This is a genomic window from Moorena sp. SIO1F2 (assembly GCF_010672755.1).
Lineage (GTDB): Bacteria > Cyanobacteriota > Cyanobacteriia > Cyanobacteriales > Coleofasciculaceae > Moorena.
The window spans coordinates 19,561-39,248 of record NZ_JAAHFV010000029.1 but is presented as its reverse complement, the minus strand read 5'-3'; the positions used below and the strand labels follow the sequence as shown (position 1 = coordinate 39,248).

The window sequence follows — 19,688 nt, the reverse complement described above, 5'->3', positions numbered from 1 at the left end:
AATTTTAAAGGTGTGAGGATTAAGAGAAGATGTCTAAACTACTGTTGAAGTCCCTACTGATAAGTCCTGCTGTAGTGGGTGCTGCTCTCGCCCTTGGTACCAATGAGGTACAGGCAGCCAACAAGGCCAACTCGTTAACAGTTGAGAGTCAAGTTACTACGGAAGCTGCCCCACTTCAAGCTGTCCCAGTAAAGACAATTGCGATGGGCGAAGCCCCGCTTTCAGCGAACGCTCTTCAGAGCGCGCCAAAGGCGAACGCGGCGGCCCCCACTGCCCCAGAAGTAAAGGATACGCCAGTTTTTTCCACGGAGATGGGCTCCAGCTTGGGTGAGGGAACATCATTAACTTTAAAGGCCGATACCCTAGTTCCTAAGGTAGACGTACCGGAGGCAGAAACAAAAATAGCCCAAGCCGTACCCTCAGCCTCAGATAACAGCCAGCTGTTAAATCAAATTCAACGCTACGGTAAAGAAGGTAGTAACAGCCAAGATCAGGTAACTAGTGTTTCCCAACTGCGGGATGTTTCCCCTGGAGACTGGGCTTATGAAGCTCTGCGTAGTCTGGTAGAGCGCTACGGTTGTATCGCTGGTTACCCAAACCGCACCTTCCGTGGTAACCGTGCTACTACCCGTTACGAATTTGCGGCTGGCTTGAACGCTTGTTTGAACCAGATTGAGCGTTTAATTGCTGCTAGTACCGCTGACTTTATTACCCGTGAAGACTTAGAAACGCTGCAACGGCTGATTCAAGAGTTTGAGGCAGAACTGGCTACCCTCGGAGCACGGGTCGATAACCTGGAAGGTCGAGTCGCATTCCTCGAGGATCACCAATTCTCTACTACTACCAAACTGGAAGGGGAAGTCATATTCGCCCTGACCAATAACTTTGGTGATTTTGGGGAAGATGACAATAACCAAGTTGTCTTTGGTGACAGGGTTCGTTTAGTTCTCGACACCAGCTTCACTGGTGAAGACAGTTTGGTAACTCGTCTGAGTGCTGGTAACCTGAATGCCTTTACAGAGGGGGGTGACATTGCCCCAGAACTCACCCAGACCTTTAACACTGAGATTGATGGTACTGGTGACGGGAACGATATAGGGGTTGACTGGTTAGCCTATTACGGTGACATTCCTATTGGTCCGTTTGGTCGAGTATCAACTTACATTGCTGCCTTTGGTGGTCGGCATGATGATTACGTTCCTACACTCAATCCCTATTTCCAAGACTTCGATGGTGGTAGTGGCTCTCTATCCACATTTTCTCAACAAAACCCCATCTATCGGATTGGTGGTGGTGCTGGTTTAGGGGTTAGCTTCCAACTTGGTTTACTAGAGAGCGTGATTGGACCAAGTACTGTCACACTGGGTTACCTAGCTGGGAATGCGTCAGATCCTGATGAAGGGTCAGGTCTGTTCAATGGTGATTATTCTGCCTTGGGTCAGTTGAACTTCAATGTCAACGACCGGATTGGTGTCGGCTTTACTTACGTCCATGGTTTCCATAAAGAGGACAGTGCCATATTCAGCAAAGGCGCGGGAACAGATGGTATCGTAGGTACCCGTGCTGCCAACTTAAATCAAGAAGCACTTCTTGCTAGTCGTATAGCTGATTCAGCTGACAAGGTAACCAACTCCTACGGAGCAGAATTAGCGTTTCGCCTCACCGACAAGATTTCCTTTAGTGGATTTTTCAACTACACCGATGTGATTGTCATTGGTGAAGGAGATGGTGAAATTTGGAGTTACGGCGGTGGTTTAGCCTTCCCCGATTTTGGGAAAGAAGGTAGTGTGTTAGGTTTCTTTGGTGGTGCAGTGCCCTATTCGGATTTGAATGAGATTGATACCCCCATTCACATCGAAGGCTTCTACAAGTATCAGCTATCCGATAATATCTCTATCACTCCTGGTGTGATCTGGGTGATTAATCCAGAGCAGAGTGATGATAATGATGATGCTGTGATTGGTACCATCAGAACCACATTCACGTTCTAGAGACCCTGGCTAATTACCCAAGGACTATCGAGCATTAGTTAGGTTTCCCTGCCCCTAGGCGGGGATTTTTGTTTGAAGGGGTGGGAGTGTCAAAAAATACTAGGATGATGGATAACAACTAATAACTCAGAATTTCCAACAGTTATGCGAATTGCTCCAAATATTACCGAACTGGTTGGTCGGACGCCTCTAGTACAATTGAACCGTATTCCTCAAGCAGAAGGCTGTGTGGCTAGGATTGTAGCCAAGCTAGAGGGCATGAATCCATCTTCGTCTGTTAAAGACCGGATTGGTGTTAGCATGATCAATGCAGCGGAGCAGCAAGAGTGGATTACCCCCGGCAAAACTATTTTGGTGGAACCGACCTCGGGAAACACAGGTATTGCTCTAGCAATGGCAGCGGCAGCCAAGGGTTACCAACTGATCCTAACCATGCCAGAGACAATGAGCATCGAGCGACGGGCTATGTTGCGAGCTTATGGTGCTCACTTGGAACTGACACCAGGTAGTGAAGGCATGGGTGGCTGTATTAGGCGAGCTCAAGAAATTGTAGAAAACACATCCAATGCCTATATGCTGCAACAGTTTCGTAATCCAGCTAACCCAAAAATTCACTATTATACCACAGCTGAAGAAATTTGGGACGATACGGAAGGACAGGTGGATTTCCTGGTGGCTGGAGTCGGTACGGGTGGTACAATTACTGGTGTTGCTGAAGCGATTAAAAAACGTAAGCCCAGTTTTAAAGCGATCGCAGTTGAACCAGCTAGTAGTTCTGTACTTTCTGGAGGGTCTCCAGGACCTCACAAAATTCAGGGTATCGGTGCGGGTTTTATTCCAGAAGTACTCAAGGTTGAAGTTCTTGACGAGGTGATTACAGTTCCGGATGATGATGCGATCGCATACGGTCGTCGTTTAGCCCGTGAAGAAGGAATTCTTTCCGGCATTTCCACTGGAGCCATACTATCAGCGGCGATTCAAGTTGCCAAACGTCCAGAAAATGAAGGATGCCTGATTGTGATGATTCAACCAAGTTTTGGGGAACGGTACCTGAGCACCCCCCTGTTCCAAGAGCCAACAGCCACCACTGATAGTGTGATGGGGCAAGGCGCTTCGGTTCACTAGTTATCCTAAAACCTCTGGAAATCTATGGAAATATTGGATTGAGCTTACTTGGTACCTCAATTATACTATCGCTGCCGGTTTAAGTAGGTTTAGTGTCGCCCATGTCAGACTCGAATCACTACCAGACTCTGGATGTTCATCCCCACGCTACGACCCTAGAAATTAAACAAGCCTACCGACGGCTAGCCAAGCGCTTTCATCCAGATAGCAACAGCCCCACCGCTGATCCGGAAAAAATTATCCAAGTTAATGCTGCCTATGAGGTCCTCAGTAACCCTGAGCGACGGCGTTCCTATGACCAAAAGAGGCATTACTTTCAGCATTCATTAGAGCATCAGAATCGACAACAGCGAACAGCTGATGCCCAAAGACATTACCAGCATCATCGGCAAAAGGGAAAAAAGACTGATGCCCAGCTAGGGTACTGGTTGCAGCAAATTTATCAACCTGTAAACTACTGGATTAGTCATATCCTTGAGCCTCTAGAGGCTCAACTCGATGAACTCTCGGCTGACCCGTTTGATGATGAACTCATGGCAGAGTTTGAAGCTTATCTGGAAGAGTGTGGTGATCATCTCCATCAAGCTCAGAGGCTGTTTCATTCTCAACCTAATCCTGCCACCGTTGCCAGTGCTGCTGCTAACCTCTACTACTGTCTTAATCAGTTAGGAGATGGCATAGAAGAATTAAAGCTGTTTACCCTTAACTACGACGACTACCACCTACACACAGGTCAAGAACTGTTCAGAATTGCCTCCCATCTGCTCTGGGAAGCTAAAGACACAGTTAAAGATTTTTGGTAATGGGTAACCAATAGGATTTTTGTAGCAAACCCAAGAATGATCAATCTTGACTTACATGCAAAAGGGACTTGATTAATGAATAATCATTAATAACTAATGACTAACGACCACTAATCCAAATTAGTTTATGCTGAACATAAGTCTAGTTTACCTAACTTGACATGGAATGCGTCATTAAGCGCCGTGCTGAGTTTTCAGCCAGCCACCGATACTGGTTACCAGAACTGAGTGAAGCTCAGAACATTCAGCGGTTTGGTTTGGGTAGCCGATTTCCTGGACACGGACACAACTACGTTCTGTTCGTTTTCCTGACCGCTCAGTTGGATAAGTATGGCATGGTGGAAAACTTTTCTAAAGTCAAAAGGGTGATCCAACGAGAGGTCACCAGCCAACTTGACTACGCTTATCTCAATGAGGTTTGGTCAGAATTTCAGCAAACCTTACCTACTACCGAAAACATAGCACGAGTAATTTGGCAGCACTTGGTTACTTACCTACCACTACTGAAGATTCAGCTATTTGAACATCCAAAACTCTGGGCTGACTATCAAGGAAACGGTATGGAAGTATATCTGACTATCAGTAACCACTTTAGCGCTGCTCACCGACTAGCTCATCCTGACCTCAGTGACGAGGAAAACTACCAGATTTACGGTAAGTGTGCTCGTCCCAACGGACATGGACATAACTATCACATAGAAGTGACTGTTAAGGGTGAAATGGATCCGCGCACTGGCATGATTGTTGATCTAGGCTCCTTGCAGCAAGTCATGGATGAATATGTCGTGGAAGCTTTTGACCATACTTTCCTCAATAAAGACATTCCATACTTTGCCCGGGTTGTTCCTACTGCCGAAAATATTGCTATCTATATTTGTCAGTTGTTGCAACAACCAATTCAAGAATTGGATGTCCAACTTCATAAGGTGAAATTGATTGAAAGTCCCAATAACTCCTGCGAAGTCTACTGCACACCAGAGACTACCAAGTCACCAGCAACATCATCTAGAGAAACTCGGCTGACCTTGATTGAGTTGAATAATAAAGTTTAGCCCAGTCCCCACCTAAAATCTTTGATGCGCGGTGGGCTGCTTTCAATACCTGGCAAGCGTAGCATGGGCTAAGCGCATTAGCCCTAGGCTGAATGCTTAGCTAGGGATTTTTATTTGCTGAGATTAAATCATCCATAAGTTAGAGTTAGTATATCATTTGTTATGATAAGGGTAAAGTGGCCGGAATCAGGATTGATGCGGTTATCATAGTAGTCAAGTATCCGCACTCGTACTGTTAGGTCCAGCTGCGCTAAATCCGAAAGCCTTCATATCCTCGTTAATGGCCCCGTGGTATCTCACTCAAAGGATGAGATACGACCTTGAGCAATTCAAAACAAGGGAATATATGGCAAAGGATTTTACTCGATTGCGCAAACTTAGAAAACTACAAAACTCTTGATGATCCGTAAGAGGCAATAGGAATGGAGAGCCGGTTGCCGTGTGATGACAGCCAATATAGGGAGCGTCTAGCAGAGGCAGCACGCCAAACTTTCGTTCCTACATTACCAAACAACATTCCAGATAATGTTGATGACCTTGCGCGGTTCCCTCGCGCCGGTGAAGCTGCTCAACTTTTAGAGAAAGGGATTGAGCAGCACCAGCGATGTCAATTCTTCGCAGCAAGACAGTCGTTCCAAGAGGCACTAGCAATATATGCGCAATTGGGAAATAGACGGGGTCAAGGAAAAGCTCTGAGTGGTATGGCCCTGACTGCTTATTCCTTGGACAACTTTCAACAAGCCATAAAATATAGTAACAAAAGTCTTGCGATCGCAAAAGACATCAAAGACCAGCGTCTTGAGGGCCAGGTTTTGGGAATTTTGGGAAATGCCTACCGTCACCAAGGAAATCACCTCAAGGCTATTGACTATGGTCAAAAAAGCCTAACTATTATGCGGCAACTCCAAGACCGACTGGGAGAGGTGACTGCCTTGAACAATCTAGGATTGGCCCATAAGGCACTAGGAGATTTGCCCCGAGCAATGGCTTGCCAGCAACAGAGCCTCTATGTTGCCCAGACTCTTGGGTTACCTGAGCTGGAGGAGCGAATTCTGAGAAATCTCAGTAACTCCTGCTACTCCATCGGTGATTATGCTCAAGCTATTGACTATTACGAGCAGCGTTTTGCGATCGCACAGCAGATGGGTGATCGTCCCCTAGAAGGACAGATTCTAGGCAAGCTGGGTAATGCTTGCTTGGCACTAGGAGATTATATTCAAGGGATTTACTATATTCAGCAGCAATTGCTCAAAGCTCAACAAATGGGTAATCGCCGTCTAGAACAACAAGCCTTAGGTCGCTTGGGAAAGGCTTATGATGCCTTAGACAATTATGGCCAAGCGGTTGAATACTATGAACAACGCTTGAGTATTGCCCAAGCCATCGGTGACCGGAAGGCAGCAAAAAAAGCCATAGCTAGTCTGAAAGCTGCTTATTACTCTCAAGGAAACTACACCAAAGCTATGGAGTACCATCAGAAAAATTTAGCACTGACTAATCCCTAATCGGAATGGTAGTTCTGGTGGGGATAAGGCTCGTAGCCATTAGCCATTCCCACAAAACCGACACTAATCTCTATCAAAATACCGAAATAGGGTTCACTTACTTATTGTCCTCTATATACTTGCGCTGGCTCGGAGGGGCGACCCAAAGTAGACAATAGCCGCTAGTCGCTTTTTTGCCCCCAAAGTTTAACCGGATTCCTGCCTCTATGGCATCCTTTTGACATTCTAAGTTATCCAAATAGCCCGCATTCCACTTGGTTATATTTCTGGCTAATTTGCCCTCTTTACTGATTGCCCAATTTAAGGTATCTGCTTCGTCTAGGGTTAGTTGTCTAGAACCATTGGGGTCTAATTTTGGCTGACTTAACTGAGATAGTCCCCAACCCGCTCCTAGTCCACAAACCAATGACAAAACCACAGCTCCACAGATGGCTGTAATGTTTATAAAAGGAGATGTCTTAGCAACCAGAAAATCCCTTGAGCCTTTGGGTGGATAGGAACAGGGCTGTCTTTCTGACTTGGATTCTATGGTTACCTTTGATTGCTCTATGGCAGACGCGTTCGCCTTTGGCGCGCTCTTCAGAGCGTTCGCTTTAGAAATTTCTTGGCGCTGAATATCCATGGTGGATTGCCCGACGACATCAATCATCTGCTGGATATCCTTTTCCCAACTTCGGAATAACTGCTCTAAGGATTTAGGAGTATCTGCTAACATTGTTTCCAAACTGGACGTTGCTACCAAAAATAGGAATAGCGGGTCATTAGCGTCCAATTCTGTCGCAACAACTAAATCTAAAATTTTTGCCTTAAAGCTATCGGAACGTCCTTCTAACAGCTTTTCCAATAGAGAGTAATCCGTCTTATCCCTCTCGTCAATTAAATCTGACAGACTTTCAGGTTGCTTGATGTGGGAGAGGTTTTCTTGAGAAAGATTACTTCCTACCATTTCCCTAATTCCTTGTTTGCTTACTTCTTTATAAATAGCCATAAAATTCGAGAATAACAAGATTTGTAAATATTTGTTACATAGAGACGTTAAAATCCTGAAACGAGAAAAATTCTCTGAAAAAAGGAACGTTACTATAAGGGGTTATATGTACATAATCAATCCGTTGCTCTGCTTAGAGAGTACTACCAAGAAAGAGAAACAGTCAAAAACTTGAACAGGTTAAATCAGTAAGCATTCAGCAGTTAGCTAACGCGCTAAGCGCAGGCTGACTGCTAATAGCTTAATGCTTACTTAAATCAAGGGATTTAGAAGAAGGAATTTATGGCTATGACCCACCTAAGTGCTGAAACTTATCACACTGATCCTCAGATAATTGATGATGATTTTTTGGATTATCCCCACGTAGATCATATCTGTCTTCAATTAAACGAAGTCACCCTAGGAGCTTATAGCCTTGATAACCAAATTATTTTTAGCTTACGGCAAATGTCTATACCGATTAGACAGTCTCCAAGACAAGCTCAACAATTTCTTGAAGAAAATGGCTATCAAAAATTATGGGTTACTACTCCTTCCCAGAGAAACTTGACTGTTTATCCTCTCAAGAGCTTACTGGCTTATTGGAAATATTTAGTGTCAGACAATCTCATCCCCGCCTACCTGGATAAAAATCAAACAGTTTCCTTAAAGCAACTCATTGAACAATTAGAGCAAGACCCAAATCAATTAATCAAACCAAGGGTGAACTTAATTAACCAAGATTCAGATTGGCTACAAGCAACCCCGACTAGGATTACAATTGGTCAATCCCAATTAGAAATATTAAAAACAGAGGATGATCAGGAGTTTCGGGTTAGTTTATCCGCTGCCATGGATGCCATAGGCTCATCGGTTGCTTTACTGGTGGGAATTATTAACTCAAGGAGAAAACTAAAAAAATTGAAAGCAAAAGGTTTTTCTGGTAAGATACTATTCTGTTATACAGAAACTGAAGGGATAATGAAAACTATGAGTTTAGGAGATTGTCTTCATATTTGGGAATACTTTGCCCTGAAAGGCAATACTAAAGCTGTCTATCTCCTATCGTCTTGCAGCAAACTGGGGATAAATTCTCTGCTGGAATTTAAGTCTTAATCAGCAGTTATAGCAAGGAAAGTATAGTTTAGGACATAGTATTTTGTTTTCAAGGTAACAGGGATCCCCCCTAACCCCCCTTAGTAAGGGGGGAAGGGAACAGGGAACATAAATATGTCTTAACCTTTACTTCGACTGCTATATTTAAACCTAATCAAGGTATAAAATTCCTTGATTAAACTGGTTGGTAATCGGTAAGGCTTAAGTGGTAATGGGTAATGGTACGAGAGTAATCACAATTACCCATTACCCATTACCCATTACCCATTACTCATTAAATCGGATTAGATATCAGATTAAGTCCGGTTGAATACCCATAATAAAGAAGATTGATGGGGAGATAGTGTGCTGTAAAAATTGGTATTAAGGATAATTATCGGGACATGATATCACTTAAGACCCAACATTTAATCTTTCTCCCCACAAGGTAGTTATTTCCCTAGCAAAAATTGATTTATCTGGTGAAGAGGAAGGCTTACAAACCCCTTCTGCTCGATTTTCCATTGCTAAAACTCTCTCTGTATCCTGAGAATACAAGGGAGTCATTGCTTCTCGCTGCTCTAATAGATTTTCCAATTCAATTTTAAAAGGAGTTCTCTGACCTTGATGGAACACTCGCTGCACTGCTGATTCTACAATGGCACGAATTTCTGCTCCAGTACATTTTCGTGTTGCACTCAATAATCGACGCCATTGTTTTTCTGTTAATGGTCCATTTCCCTCCCGATAACGAGGATCAAATCGGCTAGCATGGAGTTTAAAAATCTCAAACCGCTCAATCTCTTTGGGAAAACCCACATAAAACAGTTTGTCAAATCTGCCAGCACGAGTTAATTCTGGAGGCAAAGCATCTAATCGGTTGAGAGTTCCAATCACAAATGTGGGAGTTGTTTTCTCTTGCAACCAGGTTAAGAGAATTCCTAGAATTTGTTTGGTGTTATTTGTTTGGGAATCAAAAAACTTATCCAGTTCATCGAGAAACAAAACACAAGGACTCGCGGCCTCAACTCGACGCAAAAGTCGTTTTAAATGGGTTGGACTACTACCAATTACTAAATCCACTCCCATGCTAATTAAAGGAAATCCTAAGGTTTGAGCGCAGACTTTGGCAGCAAAGGTTTTTCCTGTTCCTGGAGGACCAATCAATAGCCATCCCTTGGGCAATGGAATCCCATAAGCTCTGGCTTGATCAGAAAAATCTTGTTTCACCCATTCCAAGGCTTGTTTCAGTTTATCTAATCCCCCAAATTCCCCAACATCAGGTTTGAGGAATTCTAAACCAAATCCTTTGAGTCTGTGAATTTTGTAATTGATTAATTGCTTGGCTAGCTCTGATTGAGATTGGGCTTTGTTGACTGCTATATGAAATTGCTTGCGTTCGCCTTTGGCGCGCTCTGAAGAGCGATCGCTGAAAGCGGGGCTTAGCCCATCGCCTTTGGCGCGCTCTGAAGAGCGATCGCTTAACAGGCGAGACACGATGGGAGCGCATTTATTTTTTTTCGCCGCCAGTTTGACAGCCATCCGAATTTCTTCCGGGGTCAATCCCCCGATAGACCGAGCTAGTCTATCGTCTAGAGGTGTTTCTTGGTCAGCCAAACCATATTCTACTAAATGAGTTTTTAATAATGCCGTGACTTCCTTGGGTTCTGGAAAAGGAAATTCGGCAGCAGGAATAATTGAGTTTAAAATTCGAGGTAACTCATTCTCCCCCGTATCCAAAAGAATTAGAAACTTATCGCTTGATAGACCAAAGTTGTAGAGAACATTAGACAATGAGGTTCTGATGGTTATGGTTTGCCCACTGTCAGCACTATCGAGTAAAGACGGTAAATCTTCTAAGATAAATAAGGCTTTACCAGAATAGGCTTGGCAAAAATTCAACACTTCAACAACCTGTGAAAATGCCTCACGCTCTTCTAGGACATTAACCATTGAACTTTCTAAGGTTTGAGAATTTCCATCCCACTCAATTTTCTGAAATCCACGACTAGCTAAATTCCAGAGGTAAACCAAGAATACTCCATGGTGAGTAAGACTCTGACAAATCCACCTAAGTACATTGTGTCTTTCAATCAAGGGAATTCCTATAGATACTGCTCTATAGCATTCTAATAATGTCCCAACTTCGGGTATATTCATTCTCAATCAAACGTTATTCAGTCAAAATTAAACTATAGCATTTTCAAAATAAGTGAGGTACAAATTTATGGGTTTTAGGGAGCAGGGAGCAGGGAGCAGGGAGCAGGGAGCAGGGAGCAGGGAGCAGGGGGCAGGCAATAGGAATCCCCCCTAACCCCCCTTAGTAAGGGGGGCGGGCAAGAGGTAAAAAATTAGTGTACCTCATTAAGATTAAAAATGCTATAGTTCAGGTGGTTTATTGTTGAGGGTTAACAGTTAACAAAAAGCCTTACAAAGATAGCTCATTTGATTTCTGTTTGAGATTAATCGGTTGCGATATAGGTGTTTTAGCTGGGGGTTGAAAAGCCTGTCCATTGCTTGAAGCCAGTGCTGTTAAACTGGAGTGAGCAAAGGGGTTAGGAGCACCTAGGCTTTGAGATTTTAGAGACTGCACTGATGATCGAGAGGGCTGAACTAGGCGTTGTGGCGCTTGGCTCATTAAGGGTTTTAAGGCTTGCTCAAAGTAGGATAAATCCCGTTGTGTCATCTGGGACATGAATTGTCCTTTCTGTTGTGAAAAGATGGTTCCTCGTCTGTCCTTAGCGGCAATTGTGATATCGCCATTGGGAGTTGCTCTCCAGTTGTAGTTGAGTTTACCTTCAACCTGGACAGTATTTCCTTGTGATTGGGCATACTCGACCAATGTATCTGCAACTGCCTTGACACGGCTAAAGTAGTCAGCCTCAGAAGCTCCTAATTGCCGAAATTTTCCCTCAGGTTTCTGTCCCCAATCTAATTGCTTTTTTACCTGTGAAATTTCTTGATATTGCTGTTCACTAAGTTTGGTTTCTCCCTGTACAGTGACCCCTAGAGCACCAGCGCGAAACTTGATCAATTCCTTACCTTTTTTGTCCCTCATTGCATAGGAATTATCCTCGCGATGAATCGTATACTCTGCTGATTCATAGGTATCTTGTCCTGGTGATGCTTGGGAATTGATTAAGCGGACTAAGGTAGCAGCAGCTTCTTTTTGACGGGATGTTTCATGGTAATTAGACACAGCATTTTTGAATTTTTCTACTTTTTCTGAAATCGGTGAAACGACCTTTTCCCACCAACTAGGCTGCTTTGATTGAAGCATTCGGGCTTCAATTAATTCAGATATAAACTCCGATTGCATAGCTTCTTGTTTTTGTTTTTGAGCACTACGAAGCATACGCATCTCATTAACCTGGGACTGCAAAAACTGCTTTAGTGGTGTATCCTCTAAAGCCTGCACTGACCGTCGTACTGAATATAATCCACCTCTGGTTTCAGTATTAGCTTTTACGGGTTGGACTTTGGGTTTTAAAGGTTGGTTTTGTGGTTGAATTGGACTATATACCTTTTGTTGTTGCCCCTGTAGCTGTTGTTCATCAAAAGCGTTAACCTTTACAACACCTTCATCATTGGTTTGTAAAATAACGATTCCATCCAATTCTACTTTTTTATTGGTGACCCCAACCATCTCTCCTACAGATGACTCTTTGGCTAAAGTCAACTGACCAATGATGTCTGAGTTTAAGTCATTGACCAACCTATCTCCATCTTTACCATAGACTACTTGATCACCGTCGGTAATTTGGATTTCAGGCTCTTGATTACTATTGTATACCTGACCATTGAGTTGTTGACCCTGTCGATTTTGTTCTTGCTTTTGCTGCTGCTTTTGCCTAAAGGCTGCCAGTCCACTTGACCATTTGGAAATGACACCTTGGTATTGTCCTTGTAAAGAGGATACATAGGACTCACTGACTATTGTTACTTTTGCCATGGTTTTAAACTCCTAATGCTCCCAAGCCTAAGGCTCCAAAAATTGCTGCTCGGTGCTGCAAGTTCTGAGTGCGATCAAGCAAAATATTTTTTCCTCGATAAAACACGCAAAGCTGCCCATCGAAATACCAAGCATTGTAGTCACTGACCTGATCGTTGTGCCTAGGCATTTCATAGGGTATGCCTTTGGACACCACTACGCCAGCTAATAATCCATATTGATCAAAAATCTCAATCACATTAGGAAAATAGTCGATGGGTAATGAGGGTAGATCAGATAAGTTATTTGTTGCCCTATCTAAATCCTCTACAGGATTTATTTTATAGTTAGAAAACATGGCTTGCTCCAATTACACAATTTTCAAGTTATCAGATGGCAACCTGTAACCTGTAACCTTGGCCAAAAGGCCACGCTACGCGTTCAACATGCAACCTTGGCCAAAAGGCCACGCGATCGCGTTCAACCTGCAACCTGCAACCTGTAACCTGTAACCTGTAACCTGTAACCTGTAACCTGTAACAAAGTAACTCATTAAAAACTTCCTTCCAGAAGGTCTGGTGAGACATCTTGATCAGATAGACGTGGAGGCCAATGAGAAGTTGCCGTGGATGAGCTAGATCCAGATTTTGGTATTAGTGCTGGGGTAGGAGAAAATGATGCTGGTGCTTGTCTAGGGCCATCTGTTGGCAATGGAAATAATTGCTCTACTAATGCCATTCTCTCCTTAAGTTGACGCACCCTTTGCTGATTAGAAACTCGGTGAGATACTCTCTTGACTTTAATTAAATGGTCTCGAATACTCTCCCATAAATTTTCTGACCACTCCTGCTCTTTAAGATCAGATTCAGGAATTTGAATTTGTTCTAACAAAGGCACATAGCTTTCTTTGGCTCTTTGATAAGCGGGATTGATGATCACTGCTTTACCAGTAGGTAATTTAATAAACTGAGCGGGCTCTAAAAGTGGTCGCTTGTTTTTTTGATCGGATTTAGAGTGAGAACTGCCCCCTGTGCCACTACTCTTGGATTTGGATTTGAAATGAATTTGAAACTCTCCTAATAGGTCAGAGAAGGTTTTAGCGGAGTCTGGATCTTGGGGATTAAAGATGAACTTTGTAGCTGTACCTCCTAGAATAGCTCTGGTCAGCTCTTTGCCATACCTATTTTCTAATTGTCCTAAGTTTTGATAACCTAGAATACCACAAAACCCATCTTCTCGGTTTTCATTTAACCAGTTTACCAGCTGGGGTAAGTACAAACTTGGTAGCTCATCTAGGGAAACAACTAGAGGGTCTGTTCGAGGTTTAATTCGGGATACGTTCCGGTTAATAACCATATGGAGGATTGTTGCCAATAGTGGTCCGACAATATCCCGGTTATTTCGATCTAACCCAAAGACGATGAGTTGTTTTCCTTCTAAATCTAAAGGTAAGGTTGTTTTTCCACAAAATGCTCCCATAAAGTCTTTTTTCAAGAATTTTTGGAAGGTTCTCTGAGCAATTCCGATAATCCCGGCTACGGTTTTTTCACTTTCTTTGATACTAATGATTTGGGATAAAGGTCGAGTCGTCCAAACATTTAATTTATCCTGGGAAGCAAATTCCAATCGGCTGACTAGGTCAGGCAAACTTAAAATTGCCTGAGCTGTCATTATATCACAATATCGCTGATTTTCTACTAAGGTGCCAACTGCCTTTGTTAACAAAAAGATTCCTTCGACTAAACTATCCCCGGCATCTTCAAAGAATTTATCGCCACTGGCTTTTCCGCCAGTTAAATCTGTATTTCGGTTAATGACTTGGGCTATTTGACCGGCTGCGATCGCATCTTCTTCATCTTTGAGTAAATCCAAGGGATTACAGACATCTGACTCGGGAAAACCAGGGGCAAAAATATGTACGTTATAGCCTCTTTTTAAAGCATAACCCACGGCTCGTTTTGCTTGCGCTGGATATTTGAAGTCATATATAATTGTGGGGAATCCTTGGTCAAGGGATGAACGAATTAAAGGGTCACAGACTGAAAAGGATTTCCCTGAACCACTGGCTCCAATGGCGGAAATCCCGCGTTGGGCATCGGGAAGATATAAGGACTCTGTAGCAGGCTTAAACCAATTGAAAGCTTCAGGTTTCCGTTGCTTTTTCAATTTTCCCTGCTTTATCCATTCTTGCTCCTGACGCTTCTGAATGTCTTCGGGAGTGCCGACGTAGAGAGCAACGGAGTTTCTGGAAACATTAGCCATCTGTGCCTGAGCTTTTTTACGAGCAGCTTTTTTCTCCTTTTTCCCTCCCCAATAGCCTGTAGCTAATTGACCTTTCTTGCCATCCGGGATTATAGCTAGCAAACCCAAAGCTATCAAACAGCTGGTGATGGTGATACCCTGATTAGTTTGGGAAAAATCTATAAGATTTTCTTTGGTAAGTTGCTGATAAATTAATCCCGGAGGTAGACTAATAACGTGATTTGAAGTCTGGTTCATTTTTCTTTGAAAATTGAAAATTGAAAATTGAAAACTATAGCAGTTTTCAATTGGGCGATGTACAGAGTCCTGGGTTTTAGGGAATAGGGAACAGGGAATAGGGAACAGGGAATAGGGAATAGGGAATAGGGGGAAAATCCTGTATACCTCACCAAATCAATAAATGCTATATCGTATTTTTAGCCTAGTTTTGCGTAAGTCCTGTAAGCTGATGTGCATTCAAATTGGTGATTACCTGTTCCCTTCCCCCCTTACTAAGGGGGGAAGGGGGGATTCCTGTTCCCTTTGATTAATTTAGGTATACCAATCTAAATGCTGAACAGCTTAACAATTAACAATTTTCAAATTACTAATGACTAAAGTAAGCCTAAAAAGATTGGATCTTGCTCCTGGTAGGACAGAAATGGTACAGGACCGATGAAATAGGGTGTACAACCTAAATCCACAAACATGTTACGGACACAATAGCGGAAAAACAAGGCTGTACCAGCAGAGCCTTCTGTTTCTGATGTATCCCAAACCACTACCTTAAAGGCATCGCCAAAGGGATGTCTACCAGTGGGTTCCATCCCATCATTTATTTGTCCTAAAAAACCAGAACCTCCCTGAACTTCTTGATATTTACCACTAATCCACTGCTTACCTTTGATACTTGGCTGACCAGCTAATTCGATATGAGCGCATTCACTTTCACAGGGAACTTTAAATCCTTCTTGATCACTACCGGAAATGGTATTATTGCGTTGAGATTCAGCTATGCCAAAGGCGATATCCAAAATACCAATGGCGCTCCCTTGTGCTTGAATCGGATTGGGAAATTGGGAAAATTGTACTTGGGATAAGCCAGGAACTTGAGCGATATTGGTATTCTGCCAATCCTTAAATGCAGCGAGGGGAGCAACATCAATACCAGGTAGGGAATCTAAGCCATAAACCGATAGGTCAAGGGTGTCAAAGGAAAGGTCTCTGAGGTGGGGTGAGAATGCTAAAAAGTCTCCTAAGGTTTCTGTTGGGTCAAAGCTACTGGCCAAATTGATGGATAGTAAACCAAAGACTGGTTGCAGCTGTTCTATAGTATATCTCTCCAAATCAGGGATGGCGTCTACTAAGCTACCTAAGGTTTGGGAGCTCATTAACCCAAAATCTGCTAAGGACAAATTTCCTAAGTCCAATCCGGTTAGGGACATAATGTTATTCAAGCTAAAATTTTGTAGCTCAAATATCTGCTGAAAGTCTCCTAATTTCATATATTGGTCTGGTGTTTGACCAGCTAACCATGTCCTTGATGGGTCATAACCTACGGCTTGAATCACGTCTGAAGACGCTTGAAAAGAACCCCCTTGAGAAATACCGGGAAAAGTTCCGAAGGTGACTTGATTCCAATTTGGTAGTTTTGTCCCCTCCCAAGCTGTGGTTGGGACATAGTCTTGCAGAGGATAACTTGCAGCATTTAATGCTACCTTGGGTTTTACATTTGGTTTTACGTGTGGTTTTACTTGTGCTTCTACCTTGGGTTCAATTTTCGTTTCTTTTACTGGTAGTTTACTGTTTTGAACAGGAGTAAGAGTTGCGACCGCTGTTGGCATTCTTAATCCAGAGGCAATAAGAATACCAGAAAGTACAAAGCAAAGACCTAAGCCAGTGACGAACCAATAGAGTAGAATAAATGCTTTTCGCCGATGGTTATCCTTTTGCCACCAAGGTTTCTTTTTATTTGATTTTATCTGATGCTTACTGCTCATTCTTTTTCTCCTGGATTACGACTTCTTTAGTTAGGACTTCAATGGTGTCTTTCTGTTCATCTCTTTGTGAAATGGCTGTTGGAACAGTTGGACGACGACCCATTTTTTGCAATTTATCGGCCAATTCCAAAGAAATACCGGCTTGAGTGGCGGCATTTGAAATAGTCTGACCGTCTTTGAGAAAAACGACGAAATTATCTAACTTTCTATGGAGTTGTGAACCCTTGACTAACAGTCCTTGTAAGGTTGCTCGAAAGATCCCCCGCTCTATGGCATCGACGACTATAAAATCTACGGAAGGAGTAGGCTTATTAAACTCAATCACTACTTCGCTAGGTCGGTCAGCTGGAGTCACTTTAAATAGGTAAATTTGCCTACCCTCAACAGAACGAGTAACTACTGTCAAAAGTGTGCTATTTGTCTTTGGGATACCAGGAATATCAAGTTCTTCAATGCGGCGCAAATGAATTACAGTTGCTTGATTATACTCACAGTTTTTTTTAGCAACTAAGTTATCTAAGCAACCATCGACATCAACAGCAACAAATGAGGGATTATCAATCCAGAGCTTTTCAATCACTTCCCCAGTAGAAATGAAACTGATATTTACCCCATATCCTGGAGCCAATGCTACTGGAATTGGGTTATTTTGAGGCACTGAAGATTGCCCAGAAGAGGTTAGACTTACCCGTTTGACTGCTATAGCTGAATTACCAGGATCTGCCCAAGCTGGCTTAGCTAGAAAAAGGGATAAAGCAAATAGTAAAAGAATTTGAGTTTTGGCTGGTTTAATTTTTAACTCTTGACCTAATTGAATTTGCAAGGCTGAAAAAAAATTATTCATGGCTACTTATAAGCTCCTAAAATAAAAAAATATACTGTCAAAATTTATAGCAGTTTTTAATTAGATGAGGTACATATTTTTGGGAGGGGTTAGGGGTGGGTTTCTCTTTCCTGTTCCCTATTCCCTATTCCCTATTCCCTATTCCCTGTTCCCTGTTCCCTGTTCCCTGTTCCCTGTTCCCTAAAATCAGGAACTCTGTACCTCACCAAATTGAAAACCGCTATACTACAACTCAAAGGGTCTGTTGACAAAAACTTGTACTGAACTCCCGGCACCCATATACCACAATTTGGGCAAATTTTGTAGTCGGCGTGTTGCTGAAGCATTACGCTCTACAATGTCCTGAGCAAGAGGTTTAAACCCTCCCTCAAGCACTGCTCCCCAGAGGTTGCGGTCTCGACTAGTGAAGGTGCTAGACTGGCTTGAGCCAAAACCACTGGAGGTGATAATTTGACTCCGTTCAGGTTGATTGAGTACTTCTCCTACTTTGGCAGCAGAACCAAACAAGAAGGCGATCATGTCATTTTTGGCGATATCATCAGAACCCCGATCCCAGACATTCGCCACCATGGGATTACCTTTATTTCCTCTGAGACTAATCACTCCTGGGGGTAACTGATATTCTTGGTCATCGATGATTAATGCGATCGCATCACTATTCACTAGTCCACTATCATCAACCATGTCACAGAGAAAGACAATTTTGGTACCAGCTTTGAGCAAAACTTGGTTATCTTCATCCACTAGAGGCTCACTCAGACGCACCACAAATCGTTCATCCAAATTTGGTTGTTGAGAATTTCGAGATAGGTTCGACTTTGTCCAAACAATTGGTGTCACTAATTCTCCAGCTGCTTCTTGACCAAAGGAAAATAGCTTCCGTCTGATTGCTCTGCCAGCTAAAATACTGGCTTCTTCTGAGATAGCAACTTGATCAGCAAAAATAACGGGAGATCCATTGAGGGGTTGGGGAGGATTGGGAGAGTTGGAAACTCTCTGTACAGCTGGAATTGAGTATGTATTAGCAATAGTAGAGCGTCCCCTGATCCCATTGTTTCGTTGGGCTACTGGTTGTGTTTGTGGGCTTGGTTCCATCATCGCCACATTTTGCTCTGGCGCTTCTGGAGTATTGCCAGAACTCAAACCATAACTTCCCAGTTGGCTCAAAGCCAGCCATTGCTCCATGGGATCTATCTTTGGTGCTGGGGCTGGAGGAGGTGGAGGAGGTGTTGGTGCTTTTGCCACAGGGGGTGGTGTTGGTGCTCTCCGCACTGGTGCTGTCCGCACTGGACGGGGTGGGGGAGCTTGACGAATTACTACTGGTTGCTGCACTGGACGCGGTGGTGGGGGAGCTTGACGAATTATCACCGGTTGCCGTACTGGACGGGGTGCTGGACGGGTTGATGCTCTTACCACAGGAGGGGGTGGTGCTGAACGCACTGCTGGCCTAGGACGAGGTGGTGGAGCTGTTTTCGGTGATGGGGGTTCTTCTGACTTGGCAAGCTCTATGGTTGTTTTTGGTCTTTTTTTCTCTTGAATGGCTTGAATCTGTTTTTGTTGCTTGGCTAGGGCTAATTCAGTCTTCAGTCGTCCGATTTCAGAATCGGTCGCGTTTTCCGATTCCTTCTCAACACTGGTGGGAATTGGAGTAACTTTTTCGACCAATTTCTTCTTAGAAGACAAGGAGGTCATCCCTGTAAAAACTAATCCGGCGACTACAGCAATTGACCCAGTTACTGCACCAACGGAAGCGCCTTTTGCCCAACCGGATTTTGCGAATTCTTGTTGGGTAACATTTAAGTCTGGATCTAAATCAGCGGTACCATCATTCGATGCTATTACACCCTGACTTGTAGGATTTTGTTCTTGGTCATAACTAGTATCAAATTTTAGCAACTCAGCTAAGGATTCTTCTGTCCATGTCGGGGCGGTATTCTCTGCACCACTGTTCTGCTGAATCAGAGTTTTTTTACTAATTTCTTCTTCAGATTTATGTTCCAGGTTTTGGACATCAAAGTCTTTGAGATCTGATAGCTTCATAATTTCTCCCAGTTGCTGTAGTTATTCCAGTTGCTGTAGTCATTAGTCGCACAACACGGATGTATAAACACGGACAGATGCACGGATTAGTGGA

The 19,688-nt window shown here is 43.3% G+C and carries 15 protein-coding genes; 6 read left to right on the top strand and 9 right to left on the bottom strand.

All coding sequences use genetic code 11. The features are described 5' to 3' along the window. The first annotated feature begins 29 nt into the window (after positions 1-29). The 5 genes from F6J94_RS06325 (at position 30) to F6J94_RS06305 (ending at position 6,476) form a co-directional block, all read left to right on the top strand. Positions 30-1,991 carry an iron uptake porin gene (locus F6J94_RS06325; protein ID WP_293038169.1) on the top strand — a complete coding sequence of 654 codons (1,962 nt, stop codon included), beginning with the start codon at positions 30-32 and terminating at the stop codon, positions 1,989-1,991. A 144-nt stretch (positions 1,992-2,135) separates the two neighbouring features. Beyond that, positions 2,136-3,116 (top strand): cysteine synthase A, encoded by a 981-nt coding sequence (gene cysK, locus F6J94_RS06320; RefSeq protein ID WP_293038166.1) that lies wholly within the window; start codon positions 2,136-2,138, stop codon positions 3,114-3,116. Positions 3,117-3,217: 101 nt separating this feature from the next. Further along, positions 3,218-3,919, top strand: a complete 702-nt coding sequence (locus F6J94_RS06315; RefSeq protein WP_293019511.1) for a DnaJ domain-containing protein — start codon at positions 3,218-3,220, stop codon at positions 3,917-3,919. Between the two features lie 161 nt (positions 3,920-4,080). Then, positions 4,081-4,971 carry a 6-carboxytetrahydropterin synthase gene (locus F6J94_RS06310; protein ID WP_293038163.1) on the top strand — a complete coding sequence of 297 codons (891 nt, stop codon included), beginning with the start codon at positions 4,081-4,083 and terminating at the stop codon, positions 4,969-4,971. Between the two features lie 422 nt (positions 4,972-5,393). Next, positions 5,394-6,476, top strand: a complete 1,083-nt coding sequence (locus F6J94_RS06305; protein ID WP_293038160.1) for a tetratricopeptide repeat protein — start codon at positions 5,394-5,396, stop codon at positions 6,474-6,476. Positions 6,477-6,573: 97 nt separating this feature from the next. On the opposite strand, the gene F6J94_RS06300 is transcribed toward F6J94_RS06305, so the two are convergent. Next, positions 6,574-7,464, bottom strand: a complete 891-nt coding sequence (locus F6J94_RS06300; protein WP_293038158.1) for a DUF6753 family protein — start codon at positions 7,462-7,464, stop codon at positions 6,574-6,576. Between the two features lie 288 nt (positions 7,465-7,752). Between F6J94_RS06300 and F6J94_RS06295 the strand changes: the two genes are divergently transcribed. After that, a complete protein-coding gene (locus F6J94_RS06295; RefSeq protein ID WP_075896969.1) occupies positions 7,753-8,559 on the top strand; it encodes a hypothetical protein in 807 nt (268 codons plus the stop codon). A 393-nt stretch (positions 8,560-8,952) separates the two neighbouring features. On the opposite strand, the gene F6J94_RS06290 is transcribed toward F6J94_RS06295, so the two are convergent. From F6J94_RS06290 to F6J94_RS06255, 8 genes are all read right to left on the bottom strand, one after another. Continuing rightward, entirely contained in the window at positions 8,953-10,698 is a 1,746-nt protein-coding gene (locus tag F6J94_RS06290) for an AAA family ATPase (RefSeq protein ID WP_293038154.1), read from the bottom strand. Positions 10,699-10,966: 268 nt separating this feature from the next. Further along, positions 10,967-12,490: a hypothetical protein gene (locus F6J94_RS06285; RefSeq protein ID WP_293038149.1), complete on the bottom strand. Its 1,524-nt coding sequence runs from the start codon at positions 12,488-12,490 to the stop codon at positions 10,967-10,969. 4 nt (positions 12,491-12,494) lie between these two features. Beyond that, on the bottom strand, positions 12,495-12,827 hold the full coding sequence (locus F6J94_RS06280) for a hypothetical protein (RefSeq protein ID WP_009149093.1): 333 nt from the start codon (positions 12,825-12,827) through the stop codon (positions 12,495-12,497). Between the two features lie 194 nt (positions 12,828-13,021). Beyond that, a complete protein-coding gene (locus F6J94_RS06275) occupies positions 13,022-14,968 on the bottom strand; it encodes a type IV secretory system conjugative DNA transfer family protein (protein ID WP_293038145.1) in 1,947 nt (648 codons plus the stop codon). Then, positions 14,965-15,120 carry a hypothetical protein gene (locus F6J94_RS06270; RefSeq protein ID WP_293038140.1) on the bottom strand — a complete coding sequence of 52 codons (156 nt, stop codon included), beginning with the start codon at positions 15,118-15,120 and terminating at the stop codon, positions 14,965-14,967. Before F6J94_RS06270 ends, F6J94_RS06275 begins: the two co-directional genes overlap by 4 nt. A 204-nt stretch (positions 15,121-15,324) precedes the next feature. Next, complete coding sequence (locus tag F6J94_RS06265) at positions 15,325-16,710, bottom strand: hypothetical protein (protein ID WP_293026797.1); 1,386 nt, start codon at positions 16,708-16,710, stop codon at positions 15,325-15,327. Then, complete coding sequence (locus F6J94_RS06260; RefSeq protein ID WP_293038135.1) at positions 16,700-17,554, bottom strand: hypothetical protein; 855 nt, start codon at positions 17,552-17,554, stop codon at positions 16,700-16,702. Before F6J94_RS06260 ends, F6J94_RS06265 begins: the two co-directional genes overlap by 11 nt. A 225-nt stretch (positions 17,555-17,779) precedes the next feature. Continuing rightward, entirely contained in the window at positions 17,780-19,594 is a 1,815-nt protein-coding gene (locus tag F6J94_RS06255; protein WP_293038130.1) for a TrbI/VirB10 family protein, read from the bottom strand. Positions 19,595-19,688 lie beyond the last annotated feature (94 nt).

Coding starts and splice junctions, on each gene's coding strand:
- F6J94_RS06260 (WP_293038135.1), bottom strand. CDS start 17,554: ATGAATAATTTTTTTTCAGCCTTGCAAATTCAATTAGGTCAAGAGTTA.
- F6J94_RS06280 (WP_009149093.1), bottom strand. CDS start 12,827: ATGTTTTCTAACTATAAAATAAATCCTGTAGAGGATTTAGATAGGGCA.
- F6J94_RS06295 (WP_075896969.1), top strand. CDS start 7,753: ATGACCCACCTAAGTGCTGAAACTTATCACACTGATCCTCAGATAATT.
- cysK (WP_293038166.1), top strand. CDS start 2,136: ATGCGAATTGCTCCAAATATTACCGAACTGGTTGGTCGGACGCCTCTA.
- F6J94_RS06310 (WP_293038163.1), top strand. CDS start 4,081: ATGGAATGCGTCATTAAGCGCCGTGCTGAGTTTTCAGCCAGCCACCGA.
- F6J94_RS06325 (WP_293038169.1), top strand. CDS start 30: ATGTCTAAACTACTGTTGAAGTCCCTACTGATAAGTCCTGCTGTAGTG.
- F6J94_RS06305 (WP_293038160.1), top strand. CDS start 5,394: ATGGAGAGCCGGTTGCCGTGTGATGACAGCCAATATAGGGAGCGTCTA.
- F6J94_RS06275 (WP_293038145.1), bottom strand. CDS start 14,968: ATGAACCAGACTTCAAATCACGTTATTAGTCTACCTCCGGGATTAATT.
- F6J94_RS06290 (WP_293038154.1), bottom strand. CDS start 10,698: ATGAATATACCCGAAGTTGGGACATTATTAGAATGCTATAGAGCAGTA.
- F6J94_RS06300 (WP_293038158.1), bottom strand. CDS start 7,464: ATGGCTATTTATAAAGAAGTAAGCAAACAAGGAATTAGGGAAATGGTA.
- F6J94_RS06255 (WP_293038130.1), bottom strand. CDS start 19,594: ATGAAGCTATCAGATCTCAAAGACTTTGATGTCCAAAACCTGGAACAT.
- F6J94_RS06285 (WP_293038149.1), bottom strand. CDS start 12,490: ATGGCAAAAGTAACAATAGTCAGTGAGTCCTATGTATCCTCTTTACAA.
- F6J94_RS06265 (WP_293026797.1), bottom strand. CDS start 16,710: ATGAGCAGTAAGCATCAGATAAAATCAAATAAAAAGAAACCTTGGTGG.
- F6J94_RS06315 (WP_293019511.1), top strand. CDS start 3,218: ATGTCAGACTCGAATCACTACCAGACTCTGGATGTTCATCCCCACGCT.